Source organism: Pseudoxanthomonas sp. OG2 (genome assembly GCF_014192765.1).
In the GTDB taxonomy this organism is placed as follows: Bacteria; Pseudomonadota; Gammaproteobacteria; order Xanthomonadales; family Xanthomonadaceae; genus Pseudoxanthomonas_A; species Pseudoxanthomonas_A beigongshangi.
In genome coordinates, this window is the sequence record NZ_JACHYM010000001.1 from 1095959 (window position 1) to 1110439 (window position 14481).

At 67.0% G+C, this 14481-nt stretch carries 13 protein-coding genes; 6 read left to right on the forward strand and 7 right to left on the reverse strand.

Going from position 1 to position 14481, the window contains the following annotated elements:
* Positions 1-18 precede the first annotated feature (18 nt).
* Positions 19-1038, reverse strand: a complete 1020-nt coding sequence (locus tag FHW78_RS05170; RefSeq protein ID WP_183638578.1) for a sulfate ABC transporter substrate-binding protein — start codon at positions 1036-1038, stop codon at positions 19-21.
* Positions 1039-1052: 14 nt separating this feature from the next.
* A complete protein-coding gene (locus FHW78_RS05175; RefSeq protein WP_183638581.1) occupies positions 1053-2519 on the reverse strand; it encodes a porin in 1467 nt (488 codons plus the stop codon).
* A gap of 170 nt (positions 2520-2689) precedes the next feature.
* Between FHW78_RS05175 and kbl the strand changes: the two genes are divergently transcribed.
* Positions 2690-3889: a glycine C-acetyltransferase gene (kbl, locus tag FHW78_RS05180; RefSeq protein WP_183638584.1), complete on the forward strand. Its 1200-nt coding sequence runs from the start codon at positions 2690-2692 to the stop codon at positions 3887-3889.
* 319 nt (positions 3890-4208) lie between these two features.
* On the opposite strand, the gene FHW78_RS05185 is transcribed toward kbl, so the two are convergent.
* The 4 genes from FHW78_RS05185 to FHW78_RS05200 all read right to left on the reverse strand — a co-directional run bounded on the left by FHW78_RS05185 (position 4209) and on the right by FHW78_RS05200 (position 8482).
* Positions 4209-4997: a pseudouridine synthase gene (locus FHW78_RS05185; protein WP_183638587.1), complete on the reverse strand. Its 789-nt coding sequence runs from the start codon at positions 4995-4997 to the stop codon at positions 4209-4211.
* A 23-nt stretch (positions 4998-5020) separates the two neighbouring features.
* Positions 5021-5521 carry a hypothetical protein gene (locus FHW78_RS05190; protein WP_183638590.1) on the reverse strand — a complete coding sequence of 167 codons (501 nt, stop codon included), beginning with the start codon at positions 5519-5521 and terminating at the stop codon, positions 5021-5023.
* A 215-nt stretch (positions 5522-5736) separates the two neighbouring features.
* Entirely contained in the window at positions 5737-6828 is a 1092-nt protein-coding gene (locus FHW78_RS05195; RefSeq protein ID WP_183638593.1) for an OmpA family protein, read from the reverse strand.
* 202 nt (positions 6829-7030) lie between these two features.
* Positions 7031-8482, reverse strand: a complete 1452-nt coding sequence (locus FHW78_RS05200; RefSeq protein ID WP_183638596.1) for a bifunctional 2-methylcitrate dehydratase/aconitate hydratase — start codon at positions 8480-8482, stop codon at positions 7031-7033.
* Between the two features lie 128 nt (positions 8483-8610).
* Here FHW78_RS05200 and FHW78_RS05205 point away from each other — a divergent pair, with 128 nt between their 5' ends.
* Positions 8611-9420 carry a class III extradiol ring-cleavage dioxygenase gene (locus tag FHW78_RS05205; protein ID WP_255443145.1) on the forward strand — a complete coding sequence of 270 codons (810 nt, stop codon included), beginning with the start codon at positions 8611-8613 and terminating at the stop codon, positions 9418-9420.
* Between the two features lie 33 nt (positions 9421-9453).
* On the opposite strand, the gene FHW78_RS05210 is transcribed toward FHW78_RS05205, so the two are convergent.
* Positions 9454-10383 carry a LysR family transcriptional regulator gene (locus FHW78_RS05210; RefSeq protein ID WP_183638599.1) on the reverse strand — a complete coding sequence of 310 codons (930 nt, stop codon included), beginning with the start codon at positions 10381-10383 and terminating at the stop codon, positions 9454-9456.
* A gap of 127 nt (positions 10384-10510) precedes the next feature.
* Here FHW78_RS05210 and FHW78_RS05215 point away from each other — a divergent pair, with 127 nt between their 5' ends.
* From FHW78_RS05215 to FHW78_RS05230, 4 genes are read left to right on the forward strand one after another with little or no spacing between them, the layout of a single operon-like run.
* Positions 10511-11707, forward strand: a complete 1197-nt coding sequence (locus FHW78_RS05215) for an MFS transporter (protein WP_183641161.1) — start codon at positions 10511-10513, stop codon at positions 11705-11707.
* 46 nt (positions 11708-11753) lie between these two features.
* Positions 11754-12785: an aldo/keto reductase gene (locus FHW78_RS05220; RefSeq protein WP_183638602.1), complete on the forward strand. Its 1032-nt coding sequence runs from the start codon at positions 11754-11756 to the stop codon at positions 12783-12785.
* A gap of 38 nt (positions 12786-12823) precedes the next feature.
* Complete coding sequence (locus FHW78_RS05225; RefSeq protein ID WP_183638605.1) at positions 12824-13843, forward strand: zinc-binding alcohol dehydrogenase family protein; 1020 nt, start codon at positions 12824-12826, stop codon at positions 13841-13843.
* A 4-nt stretch (positions 13844-13847) separates the two neighbouring features.
* Positions 13848-14477 carry a LysE family translocator gene (locus FHW78_RS05230; RefSeq protein WP_183638608.1) on the forward strand — a complete coding sequence of 210 codons (630 nt, stop codon included), beginning with the start codon at positions 13848-13850 and terminating at the stop codon, positions 14475-14477.
* The last annotated feature ends 4 nt before the right edge of the window (positions 14478-14481 follow it).

Genomic DNA, 14481 nt, shown 5'->3' on the forward strand with positions numbered 1-14481 from the left:
TACGCCAAGGCCGCATGCTCACTTCGCCTGGATCTGATCGAACACCCCGCCATCGGCGAAGTGCGTGGCCTGGGCCTTGGCCCACGAACCGAACACCTTGTCGATGGTCACCAGTTCCAGCTTCGGAAACCGTGCCACGTCGGCGGGCGCCGCGTACTGCGGATAGCGCGGCCGGTAGTAGTGCTTGGCCGCCAATCGCTGTCCGGTCGGCGAGTACAGGAACTGCAGATAGGCCTGCGCGGCCTCGCGGGTACCGTGCTTGTCGACGTTCCTGTCGACCAGCGCCACCGGCGGCTCGGCCAGGATCGACAGCGACGGCACCACGATGTCGAACTTGTCAGGCCCCAGCTCCTCGATCGACAGGAACGCCTCGTTCTCCCACGCCAGCAGCACGTCGCCGATGCCGCGCTGGACAAAGGTGGTGGTGGCGCCGCGTGCGCCGGTGTCCAGCACCGGCACGTTGCGGAACAGCGCGCGCACGAAGTTGCGGGTCTTGGCTTCGTCGCCCTTGAAGATCTTCAGGCCATAGGCCCAGGCGGCGAGGTAGTTCCAGCGCGCGCCGCCGGACGTCTTCGGGTTCGGCGTGATCACCGAGGTACCCGGCTTCACCAGATCCACCCAGTCCTTGATTTTCTTCGGATTGCCCCTGCGCACCAGGAACACGATGGTGGACGTGTACGGCGCGCTGTTCTCCGGCAAACGTGATTGCCAGTTGGCCGGAAACAGGCGCGCACGCTGGGCGATGGAATCCACGTCGTAGGCCAGCGCCAGCGTCACCACGTCGGCTTCCAGCCCGTCGATGACCGCGCGCGCCTGCTTGCCGGAGCCGCCGTGCGAGGTCTCGACTTCGACCTTCTGGCCTTTCTTCTGCTGCCACTCCCTGGCAAAGGCGGCATTGAACTCGCGATAGAACTCGCGGGTGGGATCGTAGGAAACGTTCAGCAGTTTCACGTCGCGCGCGCCGGCCGCTGCGGCCACGGTCAGGCCGAAGGCGATCAGCAGGGTGCGCAGGTGGCGTCGCAGGGAATGGTGGCTCATGGGGATCTCCGGAATCAGAAAGCGACCTGCAGGCGCGAGAAGATCGCCTTCTCGTCCTCGCGATCGGTGGCGTCGGCGGCACCGCCCTTGAAGGTCGTGTCCAGGTAGTTGAAGACGAGCTTGAGATTGCTGGTGAGATACCAGTTAAGGCCGAGCGTCCAGTTGCGGGCCTGGCGTGCGGATGTGGCCGCATCGGCGAACAGCGGGAACGCATCGTCATCGATGTCCAGCGCACCGTAGCGGGCAACCAGTTCGAACGCGCCCCAACCCTCCTCGCCCGGACGGAACGGGCGGGACGGCTTCACCACGCCCCGGTAGCCGGCATCCTCGCCGGTCAACACCCACTGCGCGGTGGCCTGCCAGGCGGCATTTTCCAGCTTGTCGCGGCGTCCGGCATTCACCCCGCTGGCTACCACGACTTCCTGGCGCGACTGGATGTATTCACCCAGAAAACCGAACCGGCCCAGGTAGTAGTACGCCTGCGGCGACCACCGGAAATGCTCGCCGTCCGCGTTCACCGCCGAGCGATAGGTGAAGAACTGCGCCTGCCCCGCCGTGCGATAACGCGGCAGGAAGTTGTTGCCGGTGCCGCGCTTGTCGCCGATGCTCGCGCCCAGGCCGAACCCCAGCCCCGACAGCGCATTGGCATCGTTGCGGAACGGCTCGAAGAACACCCGGCCCGCGTACTCGAACTCGTTGTCTGGATTGCTGGTGACCGCGTCGCGGCCATCGACTGTCCCGTTGAACACGCCCAGCGCATAGCTGAAGCGGCCATCGGCGACTTCGCCCTGCAGCTGTACGCCAATGTCGCGGTTGGGCGCCAGTTCGCTGGGGAGCGAACGTTCCACCGCCGACAGCGCAGAAGACGATTGCAGCCGTTCCAGGCCCACCGGCGAGGTGAACTTGCCGATCCGCAGGGTGTAGGCGGGATCGAAGCGCAGATCCACGTAGGCATCGACGATGCTCGCGTTGTCGCCCGCGAATTCCGGGGTCAGGCGGAAGCCGACCAGCTTGCCCAGCGAGCCTTCGATCGTCGGTCGCGCGGTGCGCAGGAGGAAGGTGTCGTTCTGCGCCGGCGCATGATCGTCGAGGAAGAACCGGCCATCGCCCTGGATCAGCCCGCGCAGGCGGATCTCGTAATCGCCGCCGGCCGACTTGAACGAGGCGCCCTTGTCGTTGACCGCGATGACCGGCGCCTCTTTCGCCTTGGCCACCTGTTCTTCCTGTTGCAGTTCCAGGCGTCGTTCCAGCACCCGCAGGCGCTGGTCCAGATCCGCCAGGCCGACCTCGCCCCCCTCGCCAGCTTCCGTGGCGACGGTGCCACCGAGGCGGCGCTCCAGCGCCTCCAGCCGCTGCTGCAGTTCCTCGACCGTGGGCTTGTGCTGCTGCGCGGCCACCGGCAACGCCAGCGAACACAGCAGCACGGCGGCCAGCCGCGTGATCCGCTGTTTCGCACGCACCGCCTGCCCGTGTCCACGCATCGCAAGGTTTCCCGTCTGTGGCCTTTCGACCGGAACCGTTGATGCTGCGGATGCACATCGCCGCCGGGAAATGACTTGAGGGGCGTTCCTTATGCCGCATCGGCATGACACCGGCAGGGACACGGCGGAGGCCGTTAAAATGGCGACTTTCCTCCGTCCCCGAGCCGTCCATGTCCGAATCGCTGACCGCCCGTTACGCCGCCGAGCTGGAGAACCTGCAGGCGCAGGGCCTGTTCAAGTCCGAGCGCATCATCACCAGCCCGCAATCGGCCGAGATCACCCTGGCCGACGGACGCAAGGTGCTGAATTTCTGCGCCAACAACTACCTCGGGCTGGCCGATCACCCCGATGTCATCGCCGCCGCCAAGCAGGCCCTGGACAGCCACGGCTTCGGCATGGCCTCGGTGCGCTTCATCTGCGGCACCCAGGACCTGCACAAGCAACTGGAAAAGACCATCGCGGACTTCTTCGGCACCGAGGACACCATCCTGTACGCGGCCTGCTTCGATGCCAACGGCGGCCTGTTCGAACCGCTGCTGGACGAGAACGACGCGATCATCTCCGACGCGCTCAACCATGCCTCGATCATCGACGGCGTGCGCCTGTGCAAGGCCAAGCGCTTCCGCTACGCCAACTGCGACATGGCCGATCTGGAGGCGCAGTTGCAGGCAGCCGACGCCGCCGGCTGCCGGACCAAGCTGATCACCACCGACGGCGTGTTCTCGATGGACGGCTTCATCGCCCCACTCGACGAGATCACCGCACTGGCGAAGAAGTACAACGCACTGGTGCACATCGACGAATGCCACGCCACCGGTTTCCTCGGCGCCACTGGCCGCGGTTCGGCCGAGGTGAAGAGCGTCCTGGACCGCATCGACATCTTCACCGGCACCCTCGGCAAGGCGATGGGCGGAGCGCTGGGCGGATTCACCACCGCGAAGAAGGAAGTGATCGAGCTGCTGCGCCAGCGCTCACGCCCCTACCTGTTCTCCAATTCGCTGCCGCCGCACGTGGTCGCGGCCGGCATCAAGGCCTTCGAGATGCTGTCCTCGGCCGGTGACCTGCGAGAGCAGTTGCAGGAAAATACCCGCTACTTCCGCGAACGCATGGGTGCCGCGGGCTTCGACATCAAGCCCGGCGTGCATCCAATCTGCCCGGTGATGCTGTACGACGCGCCGCTGGCGCAGCGCTTTGCCGCGCGCCTGCTGGAAGAAGGCATCTACGCCATCGGCTTCTTCTTCCCGGTGGTCGGCAAGGGCCAGGCCCGCATCCGCACCCAGATGAGCGCCGCGCATACCCGCGAGCACCTGGATCGCGCGATCGACGCGTTCACCCGCATCGGGCGGGAGCTTGGGGTGTTGAAGGGCTGAGGCGGCTACCGCCAAAAGCAGCGGAGCAAGCTCCGCTCCACGCGTTCCCGTAGAGCCGAGCTCGCTCGGCTGGGGCCTTCCTTCAAAAAGCAGCGGAGCGAGCTCCGCTCTACGCGTTCGTAGAGCCGAGCTTGCTCGGCTGGAGCCTTCCTTCAAAAAGCAGCGGAGCGAGCTCCGCTCTACGCGTTCGTAGAGCCGAGCTTGCTCGGCTGGGGCCTTCCCTCAAAAAGCAGCGGAGCAAGCTCCGCTCCACGCGTTCGTAGAGCCGAGCTTGCTCGGCTGGGGCCTTCCCTCAAAAAGCGGCGGAGCGAGCTCCGCTCTACGGGAGGGCACCGATTTCGTCCGTGGTCAGGGGACGCCAGGTCCCCTTCGCCAGTGCGCCAAGCGCCAAGGGGCCGATCGCTACCCGGATCAGCCGCAGTACCTGGATGTCGAAGGCTTCCAGCAGGCGTCGTATCTGCCGGTTGCGGCCTTCATCCAGTTGGATTTCCAACCACGCGTTCTTTTCCCCGGCACGCAGCAGCACCGCCGACTTCGCCCGCAGGATTTCATCGCCCGCGACGACGCCGTTGCGCAGGTTCTCCAGCAGTGCGTCGTCAGGAATGCGATTGATCTGGACGTGGTAGGTCTTGTCGGGTCCGCGCGCGGGATCGGTGATGGCGGCGGCCCACTGGGGATCGTTGGAGAACAACAGCAGGCCTTCGCTGGCCTTGTCCAGCCGCCCGACGGGAGCGATCCACGGTAGCCCGGCGCCATCGAAGCAACGGTAGACGGTATCGCGTCCCTGCTCGTCGCGGGCGGTGGTCAGCAGCCCCCGCGGCTTGTTGAGCATCAGGTAGAAACGCTCGCCGGCGCCGACGGACACGCCATCGACGCTGAGGCGGTGTCTGTCCTGGAGGATCGGGAATTCGGGATCCCGGACAACCCGACCGTCAACGGCGACGCGACCGGCCAGGACCCAGCGGGCGGCTTCAGTACGGGAACAGACCCCGAGCTTGGAAAGGACGCGCGCCAACCCATGGCGCGGCGGCACGGCGCGATCGCCGACAACTGGCCCGTTCGATGCGTTACGTGGACGCGCGCGGGCGCCATGGTCATGCCGGGCCATGGCCGCCGCTGCGCAGGTCGGGATTACTTCTTGGCTTCGGGCGCGGGTGCGGCCGGTGCCGCCGGCGCGGGGGCTGCGGTGCCGGCGCCCTTGGCCACGCGCACGCCGCGTGCCTTCATCCAGGCGTCGAATTCCTCGGCGGTCATCCGCTTGCCGTTCTGGTTCATGTCGAAGCGCCACGGCGTGTTGTCGTACTGGGTCTTCGGCTTGTAGCCCGAAGGATCGTTCGCATTGGCCGCCGCGGGCAGTGCGGGCATCGCCTTGGCCACGTTCTGGCAACCTTCGATGCGCAGACGCATCAGGACCCGATCCACCGACAGCGCCTCGTCCAACGCCTGCGTCAGCACGCCGCTGGGCGCACCCAGCTGGGATACCGTGGGCGTGAACTCGGACGCCACCGGTTCCAGCACCGTGGCACGAACCGGCAACGGGGGCTGGACCAGGCTGCCACTGCAGTTCTGGGCGGCGTTCGCGGCGGGGATGGCGACAAGGCCGGTCAGCCCGGCAAGGAGAAGATGGCGCATGCGGATACCCCGGCAATCGAACGAATCCGCAGTGTAAGAAGCGTCGTTCGCGATATCAAGAAAAGCCTCACCTGTTTCCGCCAAGTGGTTGACGCTTCTGTGCCTGTGCGCACGGACGAGGCGGCGGAAGAGCGCACTGGCGGGCCCTGTCGGCGATGCAAAAACAAAGCCCGGCACGAGGCCGGGCTTTGCGTGTTGCGGGAAGCGACGTCCGATTAGTTCTGGACGTTCAGTTCCGTACGACGGTTGCGCGCACGGCCTTCCTTGGTGTCGTTGGTGTCGATCGGACGGCTCTCGCCGTAACCGTTCGGGCCAATCAGACGCGAAGCGTCAACACCATTGCTGGTCAGGTACTCGTACACGGCCTTGGCGCGACGCTCCGACAGACCCTGGTTGTAGGCGTCGGTACCGACGGCGTCGGTATGGCCGGCGACTTCGACCTTCAGGTCGGGGTAGCGCTTCAGGATTTCGACGGCTTCGCCCAGGATGGCGACCGCGTCAGGACGCAGCACCGACTTGTCGAAGTCGAAGTTCACGCCCTTCAGGTCGATCGAAACCGGGACCGGGCAGCCGTCCGGACCGATGGTCTGGCCAGCCTGCGAACCGGGGCACTTGTCGTCGCAGTTGTTGACGCCGTCGCCGTCGTCATCCAGATCCGCACAGCTCGGAGCCGGTGCCGGAGCCGGCGGGGCCGGCGGAGCGGCTTCCGGACCCAGCGGGATGATGATGCCGACCGAAGCCAGCAGATCGGCGAAGTCGTCGCCGTCATCGATCGAACCGTCGTACGACGGGCCGATGGCCTGGTCGTCGAAGTCGATGCGGTAGGCGAGTTCGGTGCGGACGCCGACGCGGCCCAGCTTGGCCTGGATACCACCACCCAGCTTGGCGGCGAAGTTGTTGTCCTTGCGCTCACCCGGCGAGTTCGCGTTCGGGAACGCGTCGAACTCTTCTTCCGAACGCTGCAGGCCAAGGCCGGCCAGCAGGTACGGATGCCAGTTGCGGTCCGACAGCCAGAAGTGGCGGCGCAGGTCCAGCGAGATGCCGTACTGGCTCCAGTTCATGTTGACGTTCTTTTCGAACTGGGTGTTCTGGTAGTTGATTTCACCATCCAGCGACCAGTTCGGGCTGATGAACTTGCCCAGACCGATGGCACCGAACGGGGCGTCGTCGGTGTTGCGGTCGTTGTCCTGGACGTTGATGCCGGCGGAACCGGTCAGGTACCAACGGTCGTCGAACTCCTGGGCGGAAGCAGCCTGCGCCAGGCTCAGACCGCTCAGCAGCGCGGCACAAAGCAGTTTCTTGTTCATTTGCAGCTCCTTGTCTAAATCAGCAGTTGTAGAAAAACCGACGTACTTAAAACTCGCGTTTTTTCCAGCTTTCTTATGGTTGTGCGGACGGCCGTCACGCTCGCCATCCTGAACAGATTATGCGGGAGGAAGTGAAGACAGCGTTAACGGTACCATAACAAGTCCACCCGGCCAAGGAAATTGTCTCGTCCGTGCCGGCAATTCATGCGGCCCGGCACAGCGCCATCAGGTCGTCCATGGCCAGCGCATCCAGGCGCTCCGGGGTCCTCGCCAACGCCATCAGGTGGTCGACCTGGTCCTCCGGCAGGCACCTCCTCAGTGCCGCCTCGCATTTGGCCATCAGCAGCGGCATGCCCTCCTGCCGCCGACGCCGGTGGCCGACAGGGTAATCGATCGCGATCCGCTCCGTCCGGCTTCCGTCGCTGAAAAACACCTGCACCGCGTTGCCGATGAAACGCTTGCCGGGATCCAGATAGTCGCGGGTGAAATCCGGATTCTCATTGACAATCATCAGCTTGCGCAGCCAATCGATGCGCGGATCGGCGGCACGGACGTCACCGTAGTCCCCTGCTTCCAGTTGCCCGAAGATCAACGGCACCGCCACCATGTATTGCAGGCAGTGGTCCCGATCGGCGTAGTTGGCCAGGGGGCCGGTCTTGTCGATGATGCGCTGGCCCGCCTGCTGGGTCTCGATGACCACACGCTCCACCTGGTCCAGGCGGGGCGCCACCTGCGGATGCAGGCGCAGGGCGCATTCGACCGCGGTCTGCGCATGGAACTCGGCGGGATGGCTGATCTTGAAGAGGATGTTTTCCATCACGTAACTGCCGAAGGGTCGCTCGAAGCGAAACGGCTGGCCGCCGAAGGCCACGTCGTAGAAGCCCCAGACCGGGGCGCTGAGGGCGCTGGGGTAGCCGGTTTCGCCCTTCACTGCGTTCAAGGCGTGGATTACCGCACGGCGGCAGGCGTCGCCCGCCGCCCAGCTCTTGCGAGGACCGGTGTTGGGCGCGTGTCGATAGGTGCGCAAGGCGCCGTTGTCGATCCAACTATTGGAAATCGCATTGATTATCTGCCCGCGGGTTCCGCCGAGCATGTGGGTCGCCACCGCGGTGGAGGCCAGCCTGACCAGGATGACGTGATCCAGGCCGACCCGATTGAAGGCATTGAGCAGCGCATAGCCGCCCTGGATCTCGTGGGCCTTGATGGCATGGCCCAGTAGGTCGCGTACCGTCATTGGCGCGCGGCCTTCGCGGCGCGCCTGCCGGCTCAGATAGTCTCCCAGCGCCAAGAGGGTGCCCAGGTTGTCGGACGGATGCCCCCATTCGGCGGCCAGCCAGGTGTCGTTGAAGTCCAGCCAGCGGATCTGGGTGCCGATGGCGAACGCCGCCTGGACGGGATCCAGTTCGTGGATCGTTCCCGGTATCCGGACGCCGCCGGCCATCTCCGCGCCCGGCACCACCGGTCCCAGGTGGCGGGCGCACTCGGGAAACTCCGTCGCCAGCATCGCGCAGGCCAGCGAATCCAGCAGCACCCAGCGCGCGGTGTCGTAGGCCTCGGCCGAGTCGATGCGATGGTCGACGACATAGTCGGCCACCTGGACCATCGGCGGATCGGGATCCGGGCGGCGCGCCGAACGCAGATCATCCTGGCTCATGGGGCCTCCTTGGATTGAGGGCATCGCCATCTTGCCAGAACCCGATCCCGCGCCGGCTTCGCAGGGCGTTCCGGCGCCGCAACACATCGGTGTGCCGCCGTCTATTGGCGTGGGCCCGGAGCAGGCCCATGCTGCACGGCATGGACACTCCCGCCGCGCTTCCCGCCGTCTTCCTTTCCCACGGTTCGCCGATGCTGGCGGTCGAGGACTCGCCCACCGGCCGGTTCCTGGATCGGCTCGGCGAACTGCTGCCGCGTCCCCGCGCCATCGTGGTGGCGTCGGCGCACTTCATGGCGGCGGTTCCGACCGTCACCGCCACCGGCGCGCCCCGCACCATCCACGACTTCGGCGGCTTTCCCGCGCCGCTGTACGAAATCCGCTATCCGGCGCAGGGCTCGCCGTCGCTGGCCGGCACGGTCTTCGAACTGCTGCGCGAGGCCGGCATCGACGCGCGCCAGGACAATCAGCACGGCATCGATCACGGCGTCTGGGTGCCGCTGCGGCGCATGTATCCGCAGGCGGACATACCGGTCGTGGCGCTGTCGGTGAATCCGGACGGCGACGCCGAGGAGCACTACCGGGTTGGCCGTGCGCTCGCGCCGCTGCGCGCCGATGGCGTGCTGGTGGTCGGCTCCGGCGGTTTCTCGCACAACCTGCGCGCGCTGGACTGGCGCAACCCCGGAGCCGCCGAGTTCCCGTGGGTCGCCGCGTTCACCGACGCGCTGCGCGCGAAACTGGAGGCGGGTGACACCGCCGGCGCGCTGGACTGGCGCGCGCTGCCCGAAGCATTGCGCAACCATCCGACCCAGGAACACCTGTATCCGCTTTACGTCGCCCTTGGCGCAGGTGGCGACGGCGCGCACGGCCGGCTGCTGCATCGCGACGTGGAGATGGCGGGCCTGGCGCTGGACGCCTTCGCCTTCGACACCTGGACCTGAGGCGGCGCCGACCGGCGCGCCCGAACCGGACGTTCAGCCGACCAGCGAGGGAAGTCCCTGCTCCCAGGGCGGGTTCTCGCCGAATCGTGCGGCCAGCAGGTCGATGAACGCGCGCACCCGCGGCGGCACCAGCCGCCGCTGCGGCATCACCGCGCTGATCGCGGTGGTGGCCGGCGGGTACATCGGCAACACGACTTCCAGCCGGCCGGCGCGCAGGTCGTCGGCGACATGCCACAGGGAATGCACGGCAATGCCCTCGCCCGCGACCGCCGCGTCGCGCAGCAGTTCGCCGAAGTTGCTTTCGTAGCGTCCGTTCACCCGCACCGCGACCTCCTTGCCCTGCGGATCCTGCAACCGCCACACATCCTGCCGACCCTGGCTGCCGACCAGCAGCAGACATTCGTGCTGCGCCAGTTGTTCCGGATGCAACGGACGCCCGCGCCGCCGCAGATAGTCCGGCGAGGCGCACAGCAGCCGTCGGTTGGGCGCGATGCGGCGTGCGACCAGCCCCGAGTCCTCGAGCGCGCCGATGCGAATCGCCAGATCGAAGCCCTCGCTGACCAGATCGACCACCTGATCGCTCAGGTGCACGGCCATCCGCAGTTTCGGATGCTCGGCCAGGAACGCGGGCAGCAGCGGCGAGACGTACTGCCGTCCGAAGGTCGCCGACAGGGTCACCCGCAGGGTGCCGGCCACCTCGGTGGCGGCTTCGCGCAGGCCGGCGCCCAGCGACTCCAGATCCTCCACCAGCGCCCGGCCCTGCTGGGCCAGCGCCGCGCCTTCCGGGGTGGGGTGCAGGCGACGGGTGGTCCGGTGCACCAGGCGCACGCCCAGTTCGCGCTCCAGCCGCTTCAGCCGCTGGCTGGCGACCGCCACCGACAGGTCCAGGCTGTGCGCCGCCGCGGTGATGGACCCCAGGTCCAGCACGCGCAGGAACAGGGTCAGGTCGCCGACACGGTCCATGATTATCAAATATTTATTGATAGTGATTCGACATATTCGCGCTTTTTCGCAATCTGTGGAAGGTCCAGAGTGCGCACCTTCTCCACCCGGACCCTTCCCCGTGACCGCTGCCGCCCCCCGCTCCCGCATGCCGATCGCGCTGTACGCCCTGACCGCCGGGGCATTCGGCATCGGCACCACCGAATTCGTCATCATGGGCCTGCTGATGCAGGTCGCCACCGATCTGCATGTCTCCATCGCCGCCGCCGGGCTGCTGATCTCCGGCTACGCGCTGGGCGTGTTCGCCGGGGCGCCGCTGCTGACCGCGGCCACCAGCCGGATGCCGCGCAAGGCGGTGCTGGTGGCGCTGATGATCATCTTCACCCTCGGCAACCTGGCCTGCGCGATCGCGCCGGACTACACCACGCTGATGATCGCGCGGGTGATCACTTCGTTGGCGCATGGCACCTTCTTCGGCGTCGGCGCGGTGGTCGCCACCGGGTTGGTGGCCGAGGACCGCAAGGCGTCGGCGATCTCGATCATGTTCACCGGCCTGACCGTGGCGACGCTGCTCGGCGTGCCCGCCGGCGCCTGGCTGGGTTTGCAGTTCGGCTGGCGCGCGACATTCTGGGCGGTGACCGCGATCGGCGTGATCGCCACCATCGTGATCGCCACGCTGGTGCCCTCCGACCGCGGCGACACCGCGCCGATCGCCTTCCGCGAGGAATTGAAGTCGATCGCGCAGCCGCAGGTGCTGCTGGGCCTGCTGATGACGGTGCTGGGCTTCGGCGGCATGTTCACCGTGTACACCTATATCCAGCCGCTGCTCACCCAGATCACCGGCTTCGCCGACGCGGCGGTGTCGCCCATCCTGCTTGTTTTCGGCGTCGGCATGATTGTCGGCAACCTGCTGGGCGGCCGCTTCGCCGATCGGCGCCTGCAACCGGCGCTGCTCGGCACGCTGATCGCGCTGGCGCTGGTGATGGGGCTGATGAGTTTCGCGCTGCACAGCCGCTGGGCGATGGTGCTGTTCACCGGCCTGCTCGGTGCCGCCGCGTTCGCCACGGTCTCGCCGCTGCAGCTGTGGGTGCTGCAGAAGGCCGGCGCCGCGCAGAGCCTGGCCTCCAGCCTCAACATCGGTGCCTTCAATCTGGGCAATGCGATGGGTGCCTGGCTGGGCGGCCTGGTCATCGCCCACGGCGCCGGCCTGTCCGCGCTGACCTGGATTGGCGCGCTGGTGCCGCTGTCGGCCTTCGTGGTGGCGCTGTGGAGCATCGCGCTGGAGCGCCGCCAGCTTCGCGACGCCGCCACTCCGGCCACACTGCGCGCCGGCGAGTGCGCCTGACGCACCTCCTACCTTTCCCCTCCCCTTCTCCCTTCTAGGACATTCCATGGAAACCCGTTTTCTCGGCCGTTCCGGCCTCAAAGTCTCCGCGCTCGGCTTCGGTGCCGGCACCTTCGGCGGCAAGGGTCCGCTGTTCAGCGCCTGGGGCAACACCGATGTCGCCGAAGCACGCCGGATGATCGATCTGTCCATCGAAGCCGGCATCAATTTCTTCGACACCGCCGATGTCTATTCCGACGGCGCGTCCGAATCCATCCTCGGCGAAGCGCTGCGCGGCCGCCGCGACCAGGTGATCCTGTCCAGCAAGACCGGGCTGCGGCTGGGCGACGGCGCCAACGACGCCGGCACCTCGCGGCTGCGCCTGCTCAAGGCGGTGGACGCTTCGCTGAAGCGGTTGGATACCGACTACCTGGATCTGCTGCAACTGCATGCCTTCGATGCGATGACGCCGATCGAGGAGACCCTCTCCACCCTCGATGACCTGGTCCGTGCTGGCAAGGTGCGTTATCTCGGCGTCTCCAACTTCTCCGGCTGGCAACTGATGAAATCGCTGGGCATCGCCGAGCGCCACGGTTGGAGCCGCTACGTCGCCAACCAGGCCTACTACTCGCTGATCGGCCGCGACTACGAATGGGAACTGATGCCGCTGGGCCTCGACCAGGGTGTCGGCGCGGTGGTCTGGAGTCCGCTGGGCTGGGGCCGGCTGACCGGCAAGATCCGCCGCGGCCAGCCGCTGCCGGAAACCAGCCGCCTGCACGACACCGCCGCGATCGGTCCGGCGGTGGATCCCGAACGCCTGTACCGCATCGTCGACGTCCTCGATGAAATCGCCGCCGAGACCGGCAAGGCGGTCCCGCAGATCGCCATCAATTGGCTGCTGCAGCGTCCCACCGTGTCGACCGTACTGATCGGCGCGCGCAACGAAGAGCAGCTGAAGCAGAACCTCGGCGCGGTCGGCTGGCAGCTCACGCCGGATCAGATCGCCCGCCTTGACGCCGTGAGCGCGACCGAAACGCCGTATCCGTACTATCCCTACTGGCGCGGGCAGTTCGCCGAGCGCAGCCCGCTTCCCGTCTGAATCACTCGCCCGAATCCTCGTCGCAACCGGAGTCCCCCATGAAAGCCGTCGGCCTCACCCGCTACCTGCCCATCGACGATCCGCAATCCCTGCAGGACATCGAACTGCCCAAGCCCGAACCGACCGGCCACGACATCCTGGTGCGGGTGGAAGCGATCTCGGTCAACCCGGTCGATACCAAGGTGCGCGCGCCCAAGCCGCAGCAGGAAGATCCGCCGCGTGTGCTCGGCTACGACGCCGCCGGTGTGGTCGAGGCGGTCGGCGACCAGGTGACCCTGTTCGCGCCCGGCGACGAGGTCTACTACGCCGGCGACATCACCCGTGCCGGCAGCAACGCGCAGTTCCAACTGGTCGACGAGCGCATCGTCGGCCGCAAGCCGGCGACGCTGGACTTCGCCGAGGCCGCGGCGCTGCCGCTGACTACCATCACCGCCTGGGAGCTGCTGTTCCACCGCATGCCCTATTCGATCGACAACGAATGCAACCGCCGCAGCCTGCTGGTCATCGCCGGCGCCGGTGGCGTAGGGTCGATGGCGATCCAACTGGCGCGCCGCGCCGGCTTCACCGTCATCGCCACCGCCTCGCGTCCGGAAACGATCGAATGGTGCCGTTCGCTGGGCGCGCAGCACGTCATCGATCATCGACAGGATCTGGCGCCGCAACTGGCGGCGATCGGGTTTTCACAGGTTGACGCGGTGCTGAACCTGGCCGACACCGACCGCTACTGGACCGCGATTGGCGAAATCATTGCTCCGCTCGGCCATGTCGGCTTGATCGTCGAACCCAGGGGCGAGCTGCGCATCGGCGATCCCTACAAGGCCAAGTCGGTCGGCATCCACTGGGAAATGATGTTCGCGCGCCCGCGCTTCCAGACACCCGATCTGATCGAACAGCACCGGCTGCTCAGCCGCGCCGCCAGCCTGATCGATGCGGGTGAACTGCGCAGCAACCATCGCGAGACATTGGGGCCGATCAACGCCGCCAACCTGCGCGAGGCGCATCGCCGGCTGGAGTCCGGCACCACCATCGGCAAGCTGGTGCTGGCGGGCTGGGAGTGACGGCATGAGCGCAGGCGCCTGGTGGCTGTTCTGCACGCTGTCACTGATCACCGCATTCACGCCGGGACCGGCGGTGCTGCTGGCGGTTTCCAATGCCGCCACGCTGGGCGCGCGGCGGGCGCTGATCAGTTCGCTCGGCAACGCGACCGGCGTGTTCGTCGTCGCGGTCACCGCGTTGCTGGGGCTGGGAGCGTTGTTGCAGGCGTCCTCGACCGCGTTCACCGTGCTCAAGATCGCCGGTGCGATGTATCTGGTCTATCTGGGCATCCGCCAATGGCGCAGCCCGCCGCCGTTCGCGGCAGACGCTTCGCTGTCGCCCGCCAATGGCGATGCATGGCGGTTGTTCGGCCAAGGCGTGCTGGTGGCGGCGACCAATCCGAAGAGCATCCTGTTCTTCACCGCGCTGCTGCCGCAGTTCATGCAGCAGCAGGCTTCGCCCTGGCGGCAGGGCCTGCTGCTGACCGTCACCTTCGCCGCCTGCACGGTGCTGTCGCACCTGTGCTACGTCGCCGCCGCGCGCCACCTGCGCCGCTGGCTGGGCGGCGCCCGTGGGCGCTGGTGGCAGCGTCTCAGCGGCACGTTGTTCATCGGGCTGGGACTGGGCCTGCTGCGACTGCGCAGGCAGGCCACCTGACGCC

Coding starts and splice junctions, on each gene's coding strand:
- FHW78_RS05170 (WP_183638578.1), bottom strand. CDS start 1,038: ATGAGCCACCATTCCCTGCGACGCCACCTGCGCACCCTGCTGATCGCC.
- FHW78_RS05175 (WP_183638581.1), bottom strand. CDS start 2,519: ATGCGTGGACACGGGCAGGCGGTGCGTGCGAAACAGCGGATCACGCGG.
- kbl (WP_183638584.1), top strand. CDS start 2,690: ATGTCCGAATCGCTGACCGCCCGTTACGCCGCCGAGCTGGAGAACCTG.
- FHW78_RS05185 (WP_183638587.1), bottom strand. CDS start 4,997: ATGGCCCGGCATGACCATGGCGCCCGCGCGCGTCCACGTAACGCATCG.
- FHW78_RS05190 (WP_183638590.1), bottom strand. CDS start 5,521: ATGCGCCATCTTCTCCTTGCCGGGCTGACCGGCCTTGTCGCCATCCCC.
- FHW78_RS05195 (WP_183638593.1), bottom strand. CDS start 6,828: ATGAACAAGAAACTGCTTTGTGCCGCGCTGCTGAGCGGTCTGAGCCTG.
- FHW78_RS05200 (WP_183638596.1), bottom strand. CDS start 8,482: ATGAGCCAGGATGATCTGCGTTCGGCGCGCCGCCCGGATCCCGATCCG.
- FHW78_RS05205 (WP_255443145.1), top strand. CDS start 8,611: ATGCTGCACGGCATGGACACTCCCGCCGCGCTTCCCGCCGTCTTCCTT.
- FHW78_RS05210 (WP_183638599.1), bottom strand. CDS start 10,383: ATGGACCGTGTCGGCGACCTGACCCTGTTCCTGCGCGTGCTGGACCTG.
- FHW78_RS05215 (WP_183641161.1), top strand. CDS start 10,511: ATGCCGATCGCGCTGTACGCCCTGACCGCCGGGGCATTCGGCATCGGC.
- FHW78_RS05220 (WP_183638602.1), top strand. CDS start 11,754: ATGGAAACCCGTTTTCTCGGCCGTTCCGGCCTCAAAGTCTCCGCGCTC.
- FHW78_RS05225 (WP_183638605.1), top strand. CDS start 12,824: ATGAAAGCCGTCGGCCTCACCCGCTACCTGCCCATCGACGATCCGCAA.
- FHW78_RS05230 (WP_183638608.1), top strand. CDS start 13,848: ATGAGCGCAGGCGCCTGGTGGCTGTTCTGCACGCTGTCACTGATCACC.